Origin of the sequence: Phaeovulum molybdatiresistens, from assembly GCF_023544865.1 — a bacterium.
In the GTDB taxonomy this organism is placed as follows: domain Bacteria; phylum Pseudomonadota; class Alphaproteobacteria; order Rhodobacterales; family Rhodobacteraceae; genus Pontitalea.
The window spans coordinates 39,000-58,839 of sequence record NZ_JAMJFX010000009.1 but is presented as its reverse complement, the minus strand read 5'-3'; the positions used below and the strand labels follow the sequence as shown (position 1 = coordinate 58,839).

16 protein-coding genes are annotated in these 19,840 nt (G+C 67.5%); 11 read left to right on the top strand and 5 right to left on the bottom strand.

The window, feature by feature from the left end; genetic code table 11:
* The first annotated feature begins 7 nt into the window (after positions 1-7).
* The 8 genes from menC (at position 8) to MXB90_RS08360 (ending at position 8,596) form a co-directional block, all read left to right on the top strand.
* Positions 8-1,132 (top strand): o-succinylbenzoate synthase, encoded by a 1,125-nt coding sequence (gene menC / locus MXB90_RS08395; protein ID WP_250043557.1) that lies wholly within the window; start codon positions 8-10, stop codon positions 1,130-1,132.
* Complete coding sequence (locus MXB90_RS08390; RefSeq protein WP_250043548.1) at positions 1,129-1,851, top strand: GNAT family N-acetyltransferase; 723 nt, start codon at positions 1,129-1,131, stop codon at positions 1,849-1,851. Before menC ends, MXB90_RS08390 begins: the two co-directional genes overlap by 4 nt.
* A 77-nt stretch (positions 1,852-1,928) precedes the next feature.
* The gene (locus MXB90_RS08385) at positions 1,929-4,238 is read left to right on the top strand and encodes a Tex family protein (RefSeq protein ID WP_250043546.1); all 2,310 of its coding nucleotides are present in this window, start codon (positions 1,929-1,931) and stop codon (positions 4,236-4,238) included.
* Positions 4,239-4,385: 147 nt separating this feature from the next.
* The gene (locus MXB90_RS08380; protein WP_250043544.1) at positions 4,386-4,757 is read left to right on the top strand and encodes a glycine zipper domain-containing protein; all 372 of its coding nucleotides are present in this window, start codon (positions 4,386-4,388) and stop codon (positions 4,755-4,757) included.
* 3 nt (positions 4,758-4,760) lie between these two features.
* Positions 4,761-5,231 (top strand): hypothetical protein, encoded by a 471-nt coding sequence (locus tag MXB90_RS08375; protein WP_250043542.1) that lies wholly within the window; start codon positions 4,761-4,763, stop codon positions 5,229-5,231.
* A gap of 156 nt (positions 5,232-5,387) precedes the next feature.
* Complete coding sequence (locus tag MXB90_RS08370; protein WP_250043540.1) at positions 5,388-6,635, top strand: efflux RND transporter periplasmic adaptor subunit; 1,248 nt, start codon at positions 5,388-5,390, stop codon at positions 6,633-6,635.
* A 1-nt stretch (position 6,636) separates the two neighbouring features.
* Complete coding sequence (locus tag MXB90_RS08365) at positions 6,637-7,389, top strand: ABC transporter ATP-binding protein (protein ID WP_284040774.1); 753 nt, start codon at positions 6,637-6,639, stop codon at positions 7,387-7,389.
* Position 7,390: 1 nt separating this feature from the next.
* Positions 7,391-8,596, top strand: coding sequence for an ABC transporter permease (locus MXB90_RS08360; RefSeq protein WP_250043538.1), 1,206 nt, complete (start codon positions 7,391-7,393; stop codon positions 8,594-8,596).
* Here MXB90_RS08360 and ftsH read toward each other — a convergent pair.
* Positions 8,590-10,407 (bottom strand): ATP-dependent zinc metalloprotease FtsH, encoded by a 1,818-nt coding sequence (ftsH, locus tag MXB90_RS08355; RefSeq protein ID WP_250043536.1) that lies wholly within the window; start codon positions 10,405-10,407, stop codon positions 8,590-8,592. The two genes, MXB90_RS08360 and ftsH, sit on opposite strands and share 7 nt — an antisense overlap.
* 170 nt (positions 10,408-10,577) lie before the next feature.
* Between ftsH and MXB90_RS08350 the strand changes: the two genes are divergently transcribed.
* The gene (locus MXB90_RS08350; RefSeq protein ID WP_250043703.1) at positions 10,578-13,034 is read left to right on the top strand and encodes a Lon protease family protein; all 2,457 of its coding nucleotides are present in this window, start codon (positions 10,578-10,580) and stop codon (positions 13,032-13,034) included.
* 67 nt (positions 13,035-13,101) lie between these two features.
* Here MXB90_RS08350 and MXB90_RS08345 read toward each other — a convergent pair whose 3' ends face one another.
* From MXB90_RS08345 to MXB90_RS08330, 4 genes are all read right to left on the bottom strand, one after another.
* Positions 13,102-14,421 carry a TRAP transporter large permease gene (locus tag MXB90_RS08345; RefSeq protein WP_250043534.1) on the bottom strand — a complete coding sequence of 440 codons (1,320 nt, stop codon included), beginning with the start codon at positions 14,419-14,421 and terminating at the stop codon, positions 13,102-13,104.
* Between the two features lie 65 nt (positions 14,422-14,486).
* Positions 14,487-14,993, bottom strand: a complete 507-nt coding sequence (locus tag MXB90_RS08340) for a TRAP transporter small permease subunit (protein ID WP_250043531.1) — start codon at positions 14,991-14,993, stop codon at positions 14,487-14,489.
* A 20-nt stretch (positions 14,994-15,013) separates the two neighbouring features.
* The gene (gene dctP / locus MXB90_RS08335) at positions 15,014-16,033 is read right to left on the bottom strand and encodes a TRAP transporter substrate-binding protein DctP (protein WP_250043528.1); all 1,020 of its coding nucleotides are present in this window, start codon (positions 16,031-16,033) and stop codon (positions 15,014-15,016) included.
* Positions 16,034-16,330: 297 nt separating this feature from the next.
* On the bottom strand, positions 16,331-16,906 hold the full coding sequence (locus tag MXB90_RS08330) for a cupin domain-containing protein (RefSeq protein WP_250043526.1): 576 nt from the start codon (positions 16,904-16,906) through the stop codon (positions 16,331-16,333).
* 123 nt (positions 16,907-17,029) lie between these two features.
* Here MXB90_RS08330 and gabT point away from each other — a divergent pair, with 123 nt between their 5' ends.
* On the top strand, positions 17,030-18,325 hold the full coding sequence (gene gabT / locus MXB90_RS08325) for a 4-aminobutyrate--2-oxoglutarate transaminase (RefSeq protein ID WP_250043523.1): 1,296 nt from the start codon (positions 17,030-17,032) through the stop codon (positions 18,323-18,325).
* Between the two features lie 75 nt (positions 18,326-18,400).
* The gene (locus tag MXB90_RS08320; protein ID WP_250043521.1) at positions 18,401-19,840 is read left to right on the top strand and encodes an aldehyde dehydrogenase family protein; all 1,440 of its coding nucleotides are present in this window, start codon (positions 18,401-18,403) and stop codon (positions 19,838-19,840) included.

Genomic DNA, 19,840 nt, shown 5'->3' with positions numbered 1-19,840 from the left:
ACCCATCATGCCCCAGACCTTCCCCGGCATCCGCATCGAGGCGGCAGAATTGCGCATCGTGTCGCTGCCGCTGCTGACCCCCTTCGTGATTTCCACCGGCACGATGACCGACAAGGTCTTTGCCCTGCTGATCCTGAAGGCCGAGGGGCTGGAAGGGCTGGCCGAGGCGGTGATGGACCCCGCGCCTGACTATCTGGAAGAAACCATCCCCGGCGCGATGGCCTTTTTGCAAGACATCATCCTGCCGCGCATCGTCGGCCAGCGCTTTGCCAGCCCGGCCGATCTGCTGGCGATCCTGGATCCTTGGCGCGGCCACCGGATGTCCAAGGCGGTGGTGGAAATGGCGGTCTGGGATCTGTGGTCCAAGGCGCTGGGCCTGCCGCTGGCCGCGGCGCTGGGCGGGGTGCGCGATGCGGTCGAGGTGGGCGTCAGCCTGGGCATCGCGCCCATCGCGCGCACGCTGGAACGCGTGTCTTCGGCGCAGGCGGCGGGCTATCGGCGCACCAAGCTGAAGATCCGCCAGGGCCATGACCTGACCCTGCTTGCCGCCGTGCGCAAGGAATTTCCCGATATCAAGCTGACGGTCGATGCCAATACCGATTACGGCCTGGTCGATCTGCCGGTGCTGCGGGCGATGGATGATTTCGCCCTGGATTACATCGAACAGCCGCTGGCCTTTGACGATATCCACGATCACGCCCAGGTGCAGGCCGCGATCCGCACTGCGATCTGCCTGGATGAAAGCATCCGGTCGGCGGTCGATGCGCGCAAGGCGCTGGTCGCAGGGGCGGCGCGGGTCATCAACATCAAGGTGGGCCGTGTCGGCGGCTTTGCCGCGGCGCGCGCGATCCATGATGTAGCCCAGGCCTTCGGCGCGCCGGTCTGGTGCGGCGGCATGCTGGAAAGCGGGGTGGGGCGGGCGCATAACATCCACCTGGCCACCCTGCCCAATTTCACCAAACCGGGCGATACCTCCTCGGCCAGCCGCTATTTCAAGCGCGACATCATCCAGCAGTCGCTGGAGGCCACCGATGGCCTGATGCCCGTGCCCGGGCACTGCCCCGGCATCGGCGTCACGCTGGACCGGCCCTTTCTGGACAGCGTCACCCGGCGGACCGAGGTGATCCGATGACCGCCGAGGGCGTGGTGATCCGCGACCTTGAGGGCGTGGCCGAGATGAAGGCCGCCGAGGCGCTGCAGCTGCAGGTCTGGGGCGCGGCCGACCTGCCTGACAATTCCGACATCCTGCTGGCGATCCAGCATGAAGGCGGGCTGGTGGCTGGCGCCTTCCGGGGCGGGCAGCTGCTGGGGTTCGTCTTCGGCTTTCCCACCGCCACGGCGGGGGTGCAGCATTCGCACCGGCTGGCGGTGCATGGCGATGCGCGGGGGCTGGGACTTGGGGCGCGGCTGAAATGGTATCAGCGCGACTGGTGCCTGGCGCGTGGCATTCACACGGTCCGATGGACCTATGATCCGATGCGCGCGATCAACGCGCGTCTGAACATCGCCGCGCTGGGGGCCACGGCGGGCACCTATCTGGTCGATTATTACGGCCCGATGGAAGGGATCAACGCGGGCCTGCCCTCGGATCGGGTGCTGGCGGAATGGGATCTGGCCGCGCCCGGCGTCGTCGCGCGGGCGGCGCGGGCGCCGGTGCCTTCGTCCCCCGTGGACCTGCGCCTGCCGATCCCGCCCGATCTGGACGCGCTGATCGCCGCCGATCCGACCGCAGCGCTGGCCACGCGGCTGGACCTGCGCGCGGCGATGCGGGATGCCTTTGCGCGCGGCTTGCGGGTCACCGGGTTCGACCCGGCGGCTTCCTGCTATCTGCTGACGCAAGACCAGCGTTAGGCACCGCGCCGTCTTGGCGCGGGCGGGCCGGGGCGCTAGAAGGACCTCCCCAACAGCAGCAGATCGGACGGCCAGACGTGAATACCGCAGCACGCATCGCAAGGACCATCGCCCAGGATATCGGCGCCCGCCCCGAACAGGTGACCGCGGCCGCCGCGCTGCTTGACGGGGGCGCCACCGTGCCCTTCGTCGCGCGCTACCGCAAAGAGGTGACGGGGGGGCTGGACGATTCGCAGCTGCGCACGCTGGCCGACCGGCTGGCCTATCTGCGCGAGATGGAGGCGCGCCGCGCCACGATCCTGGACACGATCAAGGGCCAGGACAAGCTGACCCCCGATCTGGAACGCGCGATCGCGGGCGCGACGACGAAGGCCGAGCTTGAGGATATTTACCTGCCCTACAAGCCCAAGCGCCGCACCAAGGCCACGATCGCGCGCGAAAACGGCCTTGGCCCGCTGGCCGAGGCGATCCTGGCCGACCGCGCCGCCGATCCGCAGGCGCTGGCGGCGGGATATCTGTCCGAGGCGGTTCCGGATGTGAAAGACGCGCTGAACGGCGCGCGCGACATCATCGCCGAGGGGCTGGCGGAAAACGCGACCCTTCTAGGCGATCTGCGCGCCTTCCTGCAGCGCGACGGTTGGCTGGTCGCCAAGGTCATCGCCGGGCAGGAAGACAAGGGCGCGAAGTTTTCCGACTATTTCGCGCATCGGGAAAAATGGGCCGATGTGCCCAGTCACCGCGCGCTGGCGATGATGCGGGCGGCGAACGAGGGCGTGCTGACGCTGGACATCGGCCCCGATGGCGATGAGGGCGCGGCGCGCGCCGAAGCCATGGTCGCCGCCGCGCTGGAGGTGCGCAGCGATGGTGCGGGCGATCGCTGGCTGCGGCAGGTGGCGGGCTGGACCTGGCGGGTCAAGCTGAGCTTGTCGATGATGCTGGACCTGATGGCCGATCTGCGCGCCCGCGCCCAAGACGAGGCGATCCGGGTCTTTGCCCGCAACCTCAAGGACTTGCTTCTGGCCGCACCGGCGGGGGCGAAGGCGACGATGGGGCTGGACCCCGGCATCCGCACCGGGGTCAAGGTGGCGGTGGTCGATGCCACCGGCAAGCTGATCGACACCGCCACGGTCTATCCGTTCCAGCCGAAAAACGACCTGCGCGGGGCCGAAGCCGCGCTGGCCAGCCTGATCGTGAGACACGGGGTCGAGCTGATCGCCATCGGCAACGGCACCGCCAGCCGCGAAACCGAACGTCTGGTGGCGGACCTTCTGAAAAAGCTGCCCGGCACCAGGAAACCCACCAAGGTCGTGGTGTCCGAGGCGGGGGCTTCGGTCTATTCGGCATCCGAACTGGCGGCGCGGGAATTCCCCGATCTGGACGTCAGCCTGCGCGGCGCGGTGTCGATCGCGCGGCGGCTGCAGGATCCGCTGGCCGAACTGGTCAAGATCGAGCCCAAATCCATCGGCGTCGGCCAGTATCAGCATGACGTGGACCAGCACCGCCTTGGCCGCTCGCTGGAGGCGGTGGTTGAGGATGCGGTGAACGCCGTCGGGGTCGATCTGAACACGGCGTCCGCGCCGCTTCTGGCGCATGTCTCGGGCCTTGGGCCGTCGCTGGCCGAGGCGATCGTGGCGCATCGCGATGCGAACGGGGCGTTTTCCAGCCGCAAGGATCTGTTGAAGGTCGCCCGCCTTGGGCCGCGCGCCTTTGAACAATGCGCGGGCTTCCTGCGCATCCGCGACGGGGCGGAACCGCTGGATGCCTCGGCCGTCCACCCCGAGGCTTATGGCGTGGCGCGGCGCATCGTGAAGGCCTGCGGGCGCGACATCCGCGCGCTGATGGGCGATACCGCCGCCCTGCGCCGGCTGCGGGCCGAAGATTTCGTGGACGACAGCTTTGGCCTGCCCACGGTGCGCGACATTCTGGCGGAACTGGAAAAACCGGGCCGCGATCCCCGCCCCAGCTTTGTCACCGCGACCTTTGCCGAGGGGGTCGAGGATATCAAGGATCTGCGCCCCGGCCTGGTGCTGGAAGGCACAATCACCAATGTCGCGGCCTTCGGTGCCTTCGTCGATATCGGCGTGCATCAGGACGGGCTGGTCCATGTCAGCCAGCTGGCCGACCGCTTCGTCAAAGACCCGCATGAGGTGGTGAAGGCGGGCGATGTGGTCAAGGTCCGCGTGGTCGAGGTCGACATCCCCCGCAAGCGCATCGGGCTGAGCATGCGCAAGGACGGCGGCGGTCGTGACGAAGCTGCCCGCCCCGATCCCGCCCGGGCGCCCGCCAAGGGCCCGCGCGGGGGCAAGGCGCAGGCCGCCCCGCCCAAGGGCGATGCGGGCCCCGGCGCGCTGGGCGCGGCGCTGCTGGATGCGATGCGCAAACGCTGAACGCCGGACCGGGCCCCGCTGCCGGGGTTGCCCCCAAACCGCCGCCGCGTCGGGAACCCCCGGCGCGGCGGCTGCGTTATGGGGATGTCACCGGCGCGGGGTTGCCCCGCACCACCGCTGTAATCGACCATCACAAGGGAGATGATGATGAGTGCCCAGACCACCGCCTCGATGTCCGATACCGCCAAGGCCGCCGCGCGTGAGGTGAAGGACAAGATCACCGAACCCTCGGCCGAGGATCTGCGCCAGGAACTGGATCGCCTGCGCGAGGATATGGCGCGCATTGCCGGGACGCTGGCCGATCTGGGCCGCCACCGCGGCGAGGCCGTGGCCGACAGCCTGCGCGACAATGCCTCACGGCTCTATGCGGCGGGCGAACAGCGCGCCGAGGATCTGGCCCAGCGCGCGACCGATGCCTATGCCGAATGCAATGACATGGTGCGCCGCCAGCCCGCGACTGCGATGGGCATTGCGGCGGGCCTTGGCTTTCTGGCGGGCCTGCTGCTGGCGCGGAAATAACCGATGCTGGCCGTGATCCGCGGCATGGCGGGCGGGCTGCGCGCGCAGGCCGCCGCCCGGGCCGCCGCTTTGGGACGGCGGCTGGCGCTGGGCGCGCTGGGCGGAGGGATGGTGCTGGTTGGCCTGGGCTTTCTGACCGCCTCGGCCTGGTTTGCGCTGCGCGCGGTGATGGCGCCGGTGCAGGTGGCGCTGGTCCTGGGGCTGGCCTATGGCGGGCTGGGGCTGGTGCTACTGGCCTTGGCGCGGCCCCGGCCCGTGCCGGCGCCCGTTGCCCCCGCCGTTGCCGCGACGACAGGCGCCACCGCTGGCGCCGCAGCCGGGGCCGAGGCGGGGTTTCAGGCCGGTCTCAATGCGGCCTTCGGCGGGACAGCGCGCGACACCATGCGCGATCAGGGGCCGGTTCCGGCGCTGCTGGGGGCGTTTCTGATCGGCCTTGATCTGGCACTGGCCCTGCGCCGCCCGCGCAAGGACTGACCCTGTCTGCAGCGTGGCTGTGGCAATTTGCCCGGCCCCGCAGCGGTCCGCAAGGCGGCCCCGCCCAGTGTTGGCCCATGTGCTGGCACTGGACATGGGCGGACGGCTCTGATCTTTTTGGCCTGCCCTGACAGCCGGGCCCGAAAGGACGTTCCCATGAGCCAGTCGCGCGACGACATCGCCCGCACCCTTGCCGCCGCAGGCGCGCGGCGCAGGCCCTGGTGGCTTTGGGCTTCCGGGCTTCTGGTGCTGGCGCTGGGCGGTGCCGTCTGGCTGCAATCGGCGCGGCAGGGGGCATCGGTCAGCTATCTGACCGAGCCTGTCACCCGCGGCCCGCTGGTGGTGACCGTGACCGCGACCGGCACGGTGCAGCCCACGACCGAGGTTGCGGTATCCTCGGAACTGTCGGGCACGCTGGCCACGGTCGAGGTGGATTACAACGACCGCGTCGCGGTGGGGCAGGTGCTGGCGCGGCTGGATGACACCAAGCTGCGCGCCCAGCTGACCAATGCCGAGGCCGCGCTGGCCGCATCGCGCGCCCAGGTCGCCCAGGCCGAGGCCAGCCTGACCGAGGCGCAGGTAAACTATGACTCGCAGCGCCAGCTGGATGAACGCGGCGTCGGCACGCATCGCGAATTCGTGGCCAAGCAGGCCGCCTTTGATCGCGCGCGCGCGGCGCTGGACATGGCGCGGGCCGATCTGACCCTGGCCGAGGCCAATCTGACGCTGCGCCGGGCCGATCTGGACAATGCCGTGATCCGATCGCCCATCGCCGGGATCGTGCTGGACCGCGCCGCCGAGGCGGGCCAGATCGTTGCCGCCACGCTGCAGGCGCCGACGCTGTTCACCCTGGCCGAGGATCTGGCCCGGATGGAACTGCGCGTTGATATTGATGAGGCCGACATCGGCCGTGTCGCGGTGGGAAATCCGGCGCAGTTCACCGTGGATGCCTATCCGGGCCGGGCCTTTGCCGCCGAACTGGTGCAGTTGCGCTTTGCCCCCGAAACCACCGATGGGGTGGTGACCTACAAAGGCGTTCTGTCGGTGGACAACGCCGATCTGGCGCTGCGCCCCGGCATGACGGCCACCGCCACGATCACGGTTTCCCAGGTCGACGATGCGCTGCTTGTGCCCAATGCCGCGCTGCGCTTTGCCCCGCCGCAGGTGGTGGAAACCGAACGCGCCACGGGATCGGGGCTGATCGGGATGATCATGCCCGCCCGCCCGCGCGGCAATGGGGCGGCGGGTGACGGGGCCGCGCGGTCGGTCTGGGCGCTGCGCGATGGCGCGGCGGTCGAGGTGGCGGTGACGCCGGGTGACAGCGACGGGCGTCACACGGCGATCCTTGCCGGCGATCTGGCCGCGGGCGAGGCGGTGATCACCGATCAGACCGGGGCGCCGTAGCATGGCCGCCGCCCAACCCGATGCCCAACCCCCCGCCCAACCCGATGGTCCGCCGCTGATCGAATTGCGTGGCATCACCCGGGTGTATGGCACCGGCGAGGCTGAGGTGCGCGCGGTCGATGGTGTCGATCTGACGATCCGGCAGGGCGAATTTGTCGCCATCATGGGCCCGTCCGGGTCGGGCAAGTCGACGGCGATGAACATTATCGGTTGCCTCGACCGGCCAAGTTCGGGGCAATACCTGTTCAACGGGGTCGAGGTGGCCGGGCTCAGCCGCGATCAGCGTGCGGTGCTGCGGCGCGAATATCTGGGCTTCGTCTTTCAGGGCTTCAACCTGCTGTCGCGCACCTCGGCGCTGGAAAATGTGGAACTGCCGCTGATCTACAAGGGGCTGGGCCGGGCCGAACGCGCCGCCCAGGCGCGCGCCGCGCTGGACAAGGTGGGCCTTGGCGGGCGTGAGGGGCATGACCCCTCGCAATTGTCGGGCGGCCAGCAGCAGCGTGTGGCCATTGCCCGCGCGCTGGTCGGCAACCCGATGCTGATCCTGGCGGATGAGCCGACGGGCAACCTGGATACCCAGCGCTCGCACGAAATCATGGACCTGCTGACCCGGCTGAACCGCGATGAGGGCATCACCATCGTCATGGTCACGCATGAGGAAGGCATGGCCGCCTTTGCCCGGCGGCTGGTGGTCTTTGTCGATGGCCGCCTGGCCCGGGATGAGCCGGTGGCGCCGCGCGGGCAGGGGGGCTGAGATGCTGTGGGAAACCATCCGCCTGGCGCTGCAGGCGATCACGCGCAACGCGCTGCGGTCCTTCCTGACGGTGCTGGGGGTGGTGATCGGCGTGGCGGCGGTGATCGCGATGGTGACCGTGGGGCAGGGGTCGTCCGAACAGGTGCGCGCCAGCGTGGCAAGCCTGGGCACCAATGTGCTGATGGTCCGCCCCGGCAAGCAGATGATGGGCCCCGGCGCGCGCGAAAGCGCCCCGGCTTTCAGCCTGCACGACGCAACGGCGCTGGCCGATCTGCCCGCGGTTCAGGCGGTGGCGCCGATCGTGACCACGGGGCAGACGGCGGTGTTCGGCAATGCCAATGTCGCCACCTCGGTCACCGGGACGACGGCGGATTACCTGACGGTGTCGAACTGGACGGTGCTGCGCGGCCGCGCCTTCGCCCCGGGCGAAGAGGCCGCGGGCGCCGCGGTCTGCATCCTGGGCGAAAGCCTGCGCCGGGCGCTGTTCGGCGCGGCCGATCCCACCGGCGCGGTGATCCGCCTCAAGACCGTGTCCTGCCAGGTGATCGGCCTGTTGCAGGCCAAGGGCGCGGGCGCGATGGGGCAGGATCAGGACGATTTCATCCTGATGCCGATCCGTGCGGTGCAACGCCGGCTTCTGGGCATGCAGGATGTATCGACCCTGTCGGTGGCGCTGGCGCCGGGCGTGTCCACCGCGCGCGGCATCCGCGATGTCGAGGCGCTGCTGCGCGAACGCCGCCGCATCGGGCCGGGGCAAGAGGATAACTTCTCGGTGCTGGACATGGCGCAGATCGCATCAATGCTGTCGTCGGTCAATGCGGTGCTGACGGGGCTGTTGTCATCTGTCGCAGCGGTCAGCCTGCTGGTGGGGGGCATCGGCATCATGAACATCATGCTGGTGTCGGTCACCGAGCGGACGCGCGAAATCGGCATCCGGCTGGCGGTCGGGGCCAGTGCGGCGCAAGTGATGACGCAGTTCCTGGTCGAGGCGGTGGTGCTGTCGGTGATCGGCGGGGTCTTGGGCATCGCGCTGGGGCTGGGGCTGGCCTTTCTGGCCGCGCAGATCATGGTGATCCCGTTTTCGCCCAGCCTTGGGGTGGTGGCGCTGGCCTTTCTGTTTTCAGGCTTTGTCGGGGTGATCTTCGGATTTTTCCCCGCGCGCCGCGCCGCGCGCCTCGATCCGATCGAGGCGCTGCGTTATCAGTGACCGTCGCCCGGCCCGGCCTGTCGCAGGGCGGGAAAGTCGTCCGGTGTGATGGTTTCGCGTTCCAGCAGCAGGCGGGTGCCGGCCTCGAGATCGGCGCGGCGGGCTTCCAGCAGGTCGCGGGCGCGGGCGAAGGCGCGGGCGATCAGGTCGCGCACGGCGATGTCGACTTCGCGCGCGGTGGCCTCGGAATAGTCGCGCGGCGACAGGGTCAGGCGGTCCTCGCCCAGAAAGCTGGCGCGTTCGGGTTCCAGCACCGCCTGCCCCAGATCGGGGTGCATGCCATACCGGGTGACGATCTGGCGCGCGATGTCGGTGACGCGGGCCAGGTCATCGGCGGCGCCGGTGGAAATCTCGCCCAGGGCCAGATCCTCGGCGGCGCGGCCGGCCATCAGCACGACCATCCGGTTTTCCAGATCCTGCCCGGTGATCAGAAAGCGGTCCTCGGTCGGGCGGGTCATGGTATAGCCCAGGGCCCCGACCGAGCGCGGGATGATTGAAACCTTGTGCACCGGGTCCGCCCCGGGCAGCGAGGCGGCGGCCAGCGCATGGCCCATTTCGTGCCAGGCCACCGTTTCGCGTTCGCGCGGGTTCAGCAGGTGGCCCTTGCGTTCCAGCCCCGCAATGATGCGTTCGATGGCGCGGGTCACATCGTCCATCGTCACCGCCTCGGCGCCGCGGCGGGTGGCCTGGATCGCGGCCTCATTCACCAGATTGGCCAGTTCGGCCCCGGTAAAGCCCGGCGTCAGCGCCGCGATCTGGTCCACATCCAGCCCCGCCGCCTTCACCTTGCGCAGATGCACCCGCAAAATCGCGGCGCGGCCCGTGCGGTCGGGGCGGTCCACCACCACCTGCCGGTCAAAGCGGCCCGCCCGCATCAGGGCAGGGTCAAGGATTTCGGGGCGGTTCGTCGCGGCCAGCAAAACGATGCCTTCGCGCGGATCAAACCCGTCAAGTTCGGCCAGCAACTGATTGAGCGTCTGTTCCTTTTCGTCATAGCCCCCGCCCAGGCCGCCGATCCCGCGCCGCTTGCCCAACGCATCCAGTTCATCAATGAAGATGATGCAGGGCGCGGCCTTGCGGGCCTGTTCGAACAGATCGCGCACGCGGGCCGCACCGACGCCCACGAACATTTCCACGAATTCCGACCCCGAGATCGAGAAGAACGGCACCCGTGCTTCGCCCGCGATGGCGCGGGCAAACAGCGTCTTGCCGGTGCCGGGCGGGCCGGTCAGCAGGATGCCCTTGGGGATGCGCGCGCCCAGGCGCCCGAATTTTTCCGGCTCACGCAGGAAATCGACGATCTCTTTCAGCTCGGCCTTGGCCTCATCGACGCCGGCCACATCGTCAAAGGTGACGCCGGTGTCCTTTTCGACATAGACCTTGGCCTTGGATTTACCCACGTTCATCACCCCGCCGAAGCCCTGCTTTTCGGCGAAGCGGCGAAAGAAGAACGACCACAGCGCGAACAAAAGGATCACCGGCATCACCCAGGACAAAAGCGCCCCGATGAAGGTGTTTTCCACCGTGCCGTCGAATTCCACCTGATTGCGCGACAGCGCATCGGCCAGATCCTTGGACACGACATTGGTGACGAAATTGGTGCGCCCGTCATGGGGTTCGGCATAGCGGCCCGACAGCTGTTCGGTCGTCACCTGCACCTCGGCGATCTGGCCGCGTTCCAGCATGTCCAGAAAGCGCGAATAGGGGATGCGTTCTGTCACCGCCGCACCGCTGAGCCATTCCTGAAACAGCAGCAGCGCCACGAACCCCATCAGCACATACCAGATGTGGAACTGCTTTTCCTTGTCCATCGCGCCGCCCCTGCCGTATCCATTGCCGTTGTCCGGGGGCACGATAGGCCGCTTCGGCCCCGCGATAAAGCCCAAGGGTGGCGATCGGGTCGAAAGGCGGGTTTCCCTTTTGCGCCATGATGCTAGGTTCGATCCATCAGATTGGGGCGGCAATGGAGGAACCAGTGGCAATGGGCAGCGACGATCACGCGGGCACGGTCCTGTCGGCGGCACAATTGCGGGCGGTCTGCGAACCCGCGCTTTTCGACTTCGAGACGACCGAAACCCTGGAACCGATGGCCGATTTCATCGGGCAGGACCGCGCGATGGAAGCGATCGGCCTGGCCGCGCGGATGCGCCATCGCCGCTTCAACCTGTTCGTCCACGGCCCCGAAGGCACCGGGCGCCATTCCGCCGTGCTGCGCATCCTGCAGCAAGAGGCGGCCGCGCGGCCCGCGCCGCAGGACTGGGTCTATGTCCACAACTTCGACAACCCCGACAAGCCGCGCGCCATCTGCCTGCCGCGCGGGGTGGGGCCGCGCCTGCGCGATGCGATGCGCGAACTGGTGGACGATCTGGCCAATGACATCCCCGCCCTGTTCGACAGCGAGGAATATCAAAGCCGCCGCGCCGCCATCGAAGAGGAATTTTCGGGCCGGCGCGACACGGCCTTCAAGGCCCTGGGCGAGGCTGCGCGCGACCGCGATGTGGCGATCCTGCGCACGCCGATGGGCTTTGCCCTGGCGCCGATGAAGGAAGGCGAGGTGCTGAAATCCGAGGCGATCGCCCGCCTGCCCGAAGACGAACGGGTCGAGATCCAGAAACACCTGGCGGATACCGAACAGGAGCTGGAGGAATTCCTGTCTGCCCTGCCGCGGCTGGAAAAGGAACACCGCGCCGAGGTGACGCGGCTGAATGCCGAACTGGCCGAGGCGGCCGTGGCGACCGCGATGAAAGAGGCGACCGCCGCCTTTGGCAAGATCGCGGTGCTGGTGCCCTATTTTGAGGCGGTGCGCACCGACATCATCGCCAATGCCGAACTGTTCCTGAAGGCCGGCGCGCGCGGCGAGGATGGCCCTTTTCCGGTGGCCACCGCCCGGGTGCATGACGACCTGCGCTTTCACCGCTATGGCGTCAATGTCATGGTCTCGGTCGCGGATGATACGGGGCAGGGCGCGCCGGTCGTGGTGGAAACCTTGCCGACGCTGGCCAATCTGACGGGGCGGATCGAATACCTGCCGACGATGGGCACGCTGGTCACCGATTTCACCCAGATCCGCCCCGGCGCGCTGCATCGGGCCAATGGCGGCTATCTGCTGCTGGATGCGCGCCGCGTGCTGTCCGAACCCTTCGCCTGGGATGCGCTGAAGCGCTGCCTGGAAACCGAGGCGGTGCATGTCATTACCGCGGCCGAGCGGATGGGCCTGATCGCCACCACCACGCTGGAACCGGACCCGATCCCGCTGGATGTGCGGGTGGTGCTGGTGGGCGACCGGCTGCTGCATCTGCTGCTGGAAGACCTTGATCCCGACTTTTCCGAATTGTTCCGCGTGGCGGCGGAATTCGGCGATGACATGACGCGCGATCCCGAAACGCTGCGGCTGCTGGCGCGGATGCTGGCCAAGATCGTGCGCGATGAAAAGCTGCGTCATGTGACCCGTGATGGCGTCGCGGCGATGGTCGATGCGGCGACGCGGATGGCCGAGGACCAGACCAAGCTGTCGCTGCGCATGAGCGCGCTGTGGGACATCCTGCGCGAGGCCGATCATCTGGCGGGCCAGGCAGGGGCGGCCACGGTCACCGCCGATCATGTCGAGGCCGCGCAACGTGCCGCCGAACGGCGCGCCGATCTGCCGCGTGAACGGATGCAGGACATGATCGGGCGCGGCACGATCCTGATTTCCACCCGCGGCAGCGTGGTGGGGCAGGTCAACGGGCTGACCGTGGCACAGCTGGGCCGGGCGCGCTTTGGCTGGCCGGTGCGGATCACCGCGCGGGTGCGGGTGGGCGCGGGCCAGGTCATCGACATCGAACGCGAGGTCAAGCTGGGCGGGCCGATCCATTCCAAGGCGGTGCTGATCCTGTCCAGCTTTCTGTCCACCCGCTACGCCCCAGAAGAGCCGTTATCGCTCTGGGCCAGCCTGGTCTTTGAACAGACCTATGGCGGGATCGAGGGCGACAGCGCCTCGGTCGCGGAACTGTGCGCGCTGCTGTCGGCGCTGGCCGAGGTGCCGCTGTCGCAATCCTTCGCGGTCACCGGATCGATCAACCAGATGGGCGAGGTGCAGCCCGTGGGCGGCATCAACGAAAAGATCGAAGGGTTTTTCGACAGCTGCCGCGCGCAAGGCCTTACGGGGCGGCAGGGGGTGCTGATCCCGCGGCGCAACGCCGACAACCTGATGCTGCGTCCCGATGTCGTGGCGGCGGTGGCGGCGGGACAGTTCCAGATCCATGCGATTTCGCATGTGGATCAGGCGATGGAAATCCTGACCGGCCTGCCCGCGGGCGTGCGCGGGATGAATGACGAATTCCCGGGCGGCACGGTCAACGGCAATGTCGAGGTGCGCCTGCTGGACTTTGCCGAGGCCCGGCGCGGCTTTGCCCAGCCCGAGATTACCGTGACCACCACCGGGGCCGAGGACAGCTGATCAAACGCCCCGCCGGATCGGTCCGGCGGGGCGTTCTTTTACGGGTCAGTGGCAAGGCCGTCTGCGGTCAGAACAGCACCGAGGGCAGCCACAGCGCGATCTGCGGGAAGATCACCACCAGCGCCAGGCCCAGGATCTGCAGCCCCACGAAGGGCAGGGCGGCCATGTAGATGTCGGTGATCGTCACCTCTTTCGGCGCAACCGATCGCATGTAGAACAGGTTGTAGCCAAACGGCGGCGTCAGATAGGCCGATTGCATCGACAGCACGAACAGCACCGCAAACCAGGTGGTGTCAAAGCCCAGTTCGCGCACGATCGGCACAAAGATCGGCACGGTGATGAAGACGATGGCGAAATCGTCCAGGAACATGCCCAGCACGAAATAGACCGCCAGCATCGCCACGATCACCGCCATGGGCGAAACCTCGAAATCGTCGATCAGGTCGCTGACCACCGATCCCGCGCCAAGGCCCACGTAGATCTTGGAAAAGAACACCGCCGCCAGCGCGATCCACATCAGCATGCCCATCAGCTTTGTCGTGGACAGCATGACATATTTCAGCATCGGCCAGTCCAGCCGCCCGCGCAGCCCGGCGATGACCAGCGCACCAAAGGCGCCGATGGCCGAAGCCTCGGACGGCGAGGTGATGCCGCCGATGATGCAGCCCAGCACCGCCCCCACCAGAAGCCCCGGCGCCACCAGATGGCGCAGCGCCTTCAGCTTTTCCACGCCGCTGACGCGATCGTGGGCGGGCGCGGGCGGGCCCATTTCGGGACGCAGGCCGCAGCGGATCAGGATATAGGCGATGTAGATCCCCGCCAGCATCAGCCCCGGGATCAGCCCGGCCGCAAACAGTTTGCCCACGGATTCGCGCGCCAGGAACGCATAGATGATCATCAGAACCGACGGCGGGATCAGAAAGCCAAGCGCGCCCCCGGCCATGATCGTGCCGGTGACCAGCCGCTTGTCATAGCCACGCCGCAGCATGGAGGGCAACGCGATGATGCCCAGCGACACCGTGGCCGCCCCCGACACACCCGCCATCGCCGCGATGATCGCGCAGATCAGCACCGTTCCGACGCCCAAGCCCCCGGGCAGGCCGCCCATCAGCTTGTGCATCATCGCGAACAGATCGTCGGTGATGCCGGACCGTTCCAGCACCAGCCCCATGAAGATGAACAGCGGCAGCGACACCAGCAGGAAATTGTCCATCGCGCCAAAGGCGGACGCGACCAGCAGGTCAAGCCCGCCGGGCCCGAACATCATATAGGCCGCGCCCATGCCCGAAATCATCAGCGCAAAGGCCAAGGGCGCGCCAAGGATCATCAGCACCAGCATGGATGCGAACATGATTGCGGTAATGGTCATCGGATCAAGATCGACCATGGGTATCCTCCTGTCTGCGCCGGGCGGCGCGTCAGGTCAAAGGGAAGGGTTCAGATCCGCCGCGGTCAGTTGCGCGGGGCCAGCCGTTCATCATCGCGCCCGGCCAGCCGGAGCAGCGCGCGCAGCAATTCGGCCACGACCTGCAGCGCCAGCAGGCCCACTGCCACCGGCAGCACGGTCTTGAACGGATAAAGCGGCGGTTGCCAGATCGAGCGGGCGGAATATTCGCGCGCGGCCCAGGAGGTCGCGGCAAAATCGATCGCCATGTCCAGAAACACCACCAGCACCATCAGCGCCAGCACATAGACCACCACATCGCAGGCCGCGCGGGCACGCGGGGGCAGCAGGCCATAGACCACCTCGGATCGGACATGGCCCTGATGGCGCAGCGTGTAGCTGCCCGCCAGGATGCAGAACCCGCCATAGAGCATGGTCGACAGTTCATGCGCCCAGACGGTGGGGGCGTTCAGGAAATAGCGCGCGCCGATTTCCCAGACGAGCGCGCCGATCATCACCAGCGTCAGCCAGGAAATGGCCCGTCCGACAAGGTCGGACAGGCCATCCTGTGCCACGAGATATCGGGCAAGCACGCTCACTTCAGGCGGCCCTGCGCCTTGGCGTTGTCCACCAGCATCTCGATCGCCTTGGCATTGCGGTCGGATTTGGCGGCTTCTTCCTGCCAGACGCCCTGGGCGGCCTCGGTCAGGCGGGCGGAATCTTCGGCGGGCAGGGTGGCGAAGGTGAAGATGCCGCCTTCACCGGCCTCGATGATCTTGTCGTTGCCCTCTTCCAGCCAGGCGTGGATGTCGGCGGCGTATTGATCGATCGCCTCTTTCAGGATCGTCCGGTTTTCGTCGGACAGGCCATCCCAGACGGCGGGGTTGGCGATGATCGTATCGGTCCAGCCGGGGTTGAGCATGTTGAGGAAGGTGTAATGGGTGGCGACCTCATGCAGCTTGAGCTGCTCGTATTCCACCGGGCCGCCATAGATCGCGCCGTCGATCACGCCGGTCGACAGGCCGATATAGAGTTCCTGCGCGGGCAGGTAGACGGTGGGAATGTCAAAGGCCTGCAGCACCTTGGCGACCTGGCCGGTGGCGCGGATCTTCATCGACTTCAGATCGTCCAGGCTGGTCACCGGGGCCTTGGTCAGCAGGTCATAGTCCGAGCCATAGCCGCGGCCGATGAACTTGGCGCCCTTTTCGGCATAGGCATCTTCCAGCATCGCCAGGAAGGTGTCGCTTTCCAGGATCGCGGCGGCTTCGTCCTTTGAGGTCCAGAAGCCCGGCAGGCCGGCCTCGATATTGCCGATGTCGATCATGCCCGGCCAGTAGCTGCCCACGCCATAGGCCACGTCGATCGAGCCCTTGGCGATGGCGTCGACGAACTGGTCCGAAGCGACAAGTTCGCCCCCGCGGAAATACTGGATCTTCAGCGCGCCGCCGGATTTCTCCTCGACCGTGTCGCGGAATTTCTTCGCGATATCGTCGATTTCGGTGCCGTAGAAGGTGTGGAACCGGATGCGCGTGGTATCGGCCAGCGCGGCGCTGCCCAGAAGCAGGGCAGCGGCAAGGCCGGTCGCGATGCGGCCGAAGGTCTTGGTGGGGGTCATGGTCTTCCTCTCCCGTCAGGGCATGGCGGGACCGATGCCCGGCACAGTCGCCAGGCCTTTGTTCCGCGCCATGCGATTATGCAGCCCCCCGGCAGGCCGGTTCAGGCCGCGCAAGATTTCAAGCATCCCCGGGCCGGTCTTCTTGCCGGTGGCAGGGGGCCGAAAATCCCTCAACTCCTCAGGGTCGATTCCTAGGGCTGCGCAGAATTTTGCGCAAGATATTTTCCGGGTGGTGCGTAATATTTTGCGCAAATCCCTGTCAGATCGCCAAAATTTTCGCGCCAGATCCGGTCGGAATCACAGATATGGCGGCGAACAGGCCGACACGACGACGCATTCGCGGTCGGAAATGTTGCGGAATCGGTGCGGCTGGGTCGAGTTGAACAGATAGCTGTCGCCCGCCTTCAGAATCGCGGTCTGTTCGCCCACGGTGATTTCCAGTTCGCCCGCGATGACGATGCCGCCTTCGCTCGCGACATGTTCCAGCATGGTTTCGCCGGTATCCGCGCCCGGTTCATAGCGTTCATACAGGATCTGCAGGTTGTGCGCGCGCGCATCCCCCACCTGTTGCAGGGTGATGCGGCCCTGCGCCTCAAAGGTGCTGTAAAGCCGCGAGGTCAGGTCGCGCAGCTCGCCCGGCTTGAAAAAGACCGCGCTGCTGGATCCGCTGTCGGGTTCAAAGAATTCCGACATTGTGACGCCCAGTCCGCCAAGGATCTTGCGCAATGAGGCGACCGAGGGGCTGGATCGGTTGGTTTCGATCATCGAGATCTGCCCATGCGGCACATCCGACAGTTCCGCCAGCCGGCGCTGCGACATGCCTGCCGCCACCCGCATTTCCTTTAGCCGCGCGCCTACGTCGAAATCCTGCATGGGGCCTCCTGTTTGCTGCAGCAAAGATAGGGCTGCGCAATCGCTTGTGCAATTGGCAGGAATCTCTTGCTCAAAATCCTGCGCGAATGTAGGGTTGATTCGAAGCATAGCAGGGAGTGTGCCATGACCACGAATGCCGAACTGTCCGCCCGCAAGTCCGCCGCTGTCGCGCGCGGCGTGTCCACCCGTGGCATCTACGCCACCCGCGCCGAAAATGCCGAACTGTGGGATGCCGATGGCCGCCGGTTCATCGATTTCGCCGCCGGGATCGCGGTGAACAACACCGGGCACCGCCACCCGCGCCTGATGGCGGCGGTGGCCGAACAGGCGCAGGCCTTCACCCATACCTGTTTCCACGTCGCGCCCTATGAAAGCTATGTCCGGCTGGCTGAACGGCTGAACGCGGCCACGCCCGGCGATTTCGAGAAAAAGACGATGCTGGTCACCACCGGCGCCGAGGCGGTGGAAAACGCAGTCAAGATGGCGCGCGCCTTTACCGGGCGGTCGGGGGTGATCGCGTTTTCGGGGGCCTTCCACGGCCGCACGCTGCTGGGGATGGCGCTGACCGGCAAGGTCGCGCCCTACAAGAAGGGCTTTGGCGCGATGCCGCCCGAGGTGGCCCACGCGCCTTTCCCGAACGCGCTGCATGGCGTCAGCGAAGATGAGGCGCTGCGCCATCTGGACCGTCTGTTCGCGTCTTCGGTCGATCCCGAACGCGTGGCCGCGATGATCGTCGAGCCGGTGCAGGGCGAAGGCGGCTTTACCATAGCGCCCTTCGGCTTCCTGCGCCGTCTGCGCGAAATCTGTGACCAGCATGGCATTGTGCTGATCCTGGATGAGGTGCAGGCCGGCATGGCGCGCACGGGGCGGATGTTCGGGTGCGAACATGCCGGCGTGGTGCCTGATCTGGTGACCATGGCCAAGGGTCTGGCCGGGGGCTTCCCGCTGTCGGCGGTGACGGGGCGGGCCGAGATCGTCGATGCGCCGAACCCCGGCGGGGTGGGTGGCACCTATGCGGGCAACCCGCTGGCGGTGGCCGCGGCCCATGCCGTGCTGGACGTGATCGAGGACGAAAAGCTGTGCGAGCGCGCTGATCAGATCGGCGAAAAGATCCGAGCCCGGCTGAACCAGATCGCATCGCGTCAGGGCATGGAATGCATTGGCGAGGTGCGGGGCCTGGGCGCGATGAATGCCTTTGAACTGGTGACCGACCGCGCCAGCAACGCCCCCGATGCGGCGCTGACCAGCGCCATCGTGGCCGAGGCCGAGGCGCGCGGCCTGATCCTTCTGTCCTGCGGCACGCGCTATAACGTGATCCGCCTGCTGCCGCCGCTGACCATTCCGATGGATCAGCTGGATGAGGCGCTGGACATCATCGAGGCCTCGATCGAGGCGGCGGTGATGAAGCAGGCCGCCTGAGCCACCCCACCCGAACCCTGTAATGGCCCGCGCCGGAGCGATCCGGCGCGCGGCCCCCTGTTGCCCGGAGGCCCCATGACCCAGCCGCATCTGAACCTTATTGCCGGGGCCTGGTGCCCGGGCGAAACCGCCACGATGAACCGCAACCCCTCGGATCTGTCCGATGAGATCGGGCTTTATGCCGCAGGCAACGCCGAGGATGTGGCCCGCGCCGCCGAGGCCGCGGCCCAGGCGCAGGCCGCCTGGTTCGACGCAGGCCCGCAGCCGCGCGCCGACCTTCTGGACCGCATCGCCACCCTGATCGAGGCGCGCGCCACCGAAATCGGCACGATGCTGGCGCGCGAAGAGGGCAAGATCCTGCCCGAGGCGGTGGCCGAAACCCGCCGCGCGGCGCAGATCTTCCGGTTTTTCGCGGGCGAGGCGCTGCGCATCCCGGGTCAGGCGCTGGCCTCGGTCCGGGCGGGCGTGGATGTCGAGATCACCCGCGAACCGCTGGGCGTGGTGGGGCTGATCACGCCCTGGAACTTCCCCATCGCGATCCCGGCCTGGAAGATCGCGCCGGCGCTGGCCTATGGCAATGCGGTGGTGATGAAGCCCGCCGATCTGACGCCGGGGACCGCGCATCTGCTGGCGCAGATCATCCATGAGGCGGGCTGCCCGGCGGGTGTGTTCAACCTGGTCATGGGGCCGGGCAGCACGGTCGGCGCGGCGATGCTGGATCATCCGCTGATCGGCGGGATTTCGTTCACCGGATCGGTGCCGACCGGGCGCATGATCGCGCGCCGCGCGGCCGAGCAGATGAAGAAGGTCCAGCTGGAGATGGGCGGCAAGAACCCGATGGTGGTTCTGGACGATGCCGATCTGGCCACGGCCGTGTCCGTCTGTCTGAACGGCGCGTTCTTTTCGACCGGCCAGCGGTGCACGGCCTCGTCCCGGCTGATCGTGCAGGCGGGGATTCACGACGCCTTTGTCGAGGAACTGGCCCGTCAGGCCGCCGCGCTGCGCGTGGGCCCCGCGCTGGACGCCGCCAGCCAGATCGGCCCCGTCGCCAGCCTGTCGCAGCTGGAGGGCAACCTGTCCTATGTCCGCCTGGCCAGCGACGAGGGCTGCGAGGTGCTGGGGGGCGAGCGGCTGAACGGCCCGACCGAGGGCTTTTTCCAGCGCCCCGCGCTGTTCGTGGGCGCGCGCAACACCATGCGCGTCGCGCGTGAGGAAATCTTTGGCCCCTGCGCCGCCGTCATCAAGGTCGCCGATTTCGATGAGGCGCTGGCCGTGGCCAATGACAGCGACTTTGGCCTGTCGGCGGGGATCTGCACCAGTTCGTTGCGCCATGCGCGCGCGTTCAAGCGCCATGCGCAGGCGGGCATGGTGATGGTCAACCTGCCCACCGCCGGGGTGGATTACCACGTCCCCTTCGGCGGGCGGAAGGGGTCCAGCCTTGGCCCGCGCGAACAGGGCAGCCATGCCGCCGAATTCTACACCACCGTCAAGACCGCCTACAGCTTCGCGGGCTGA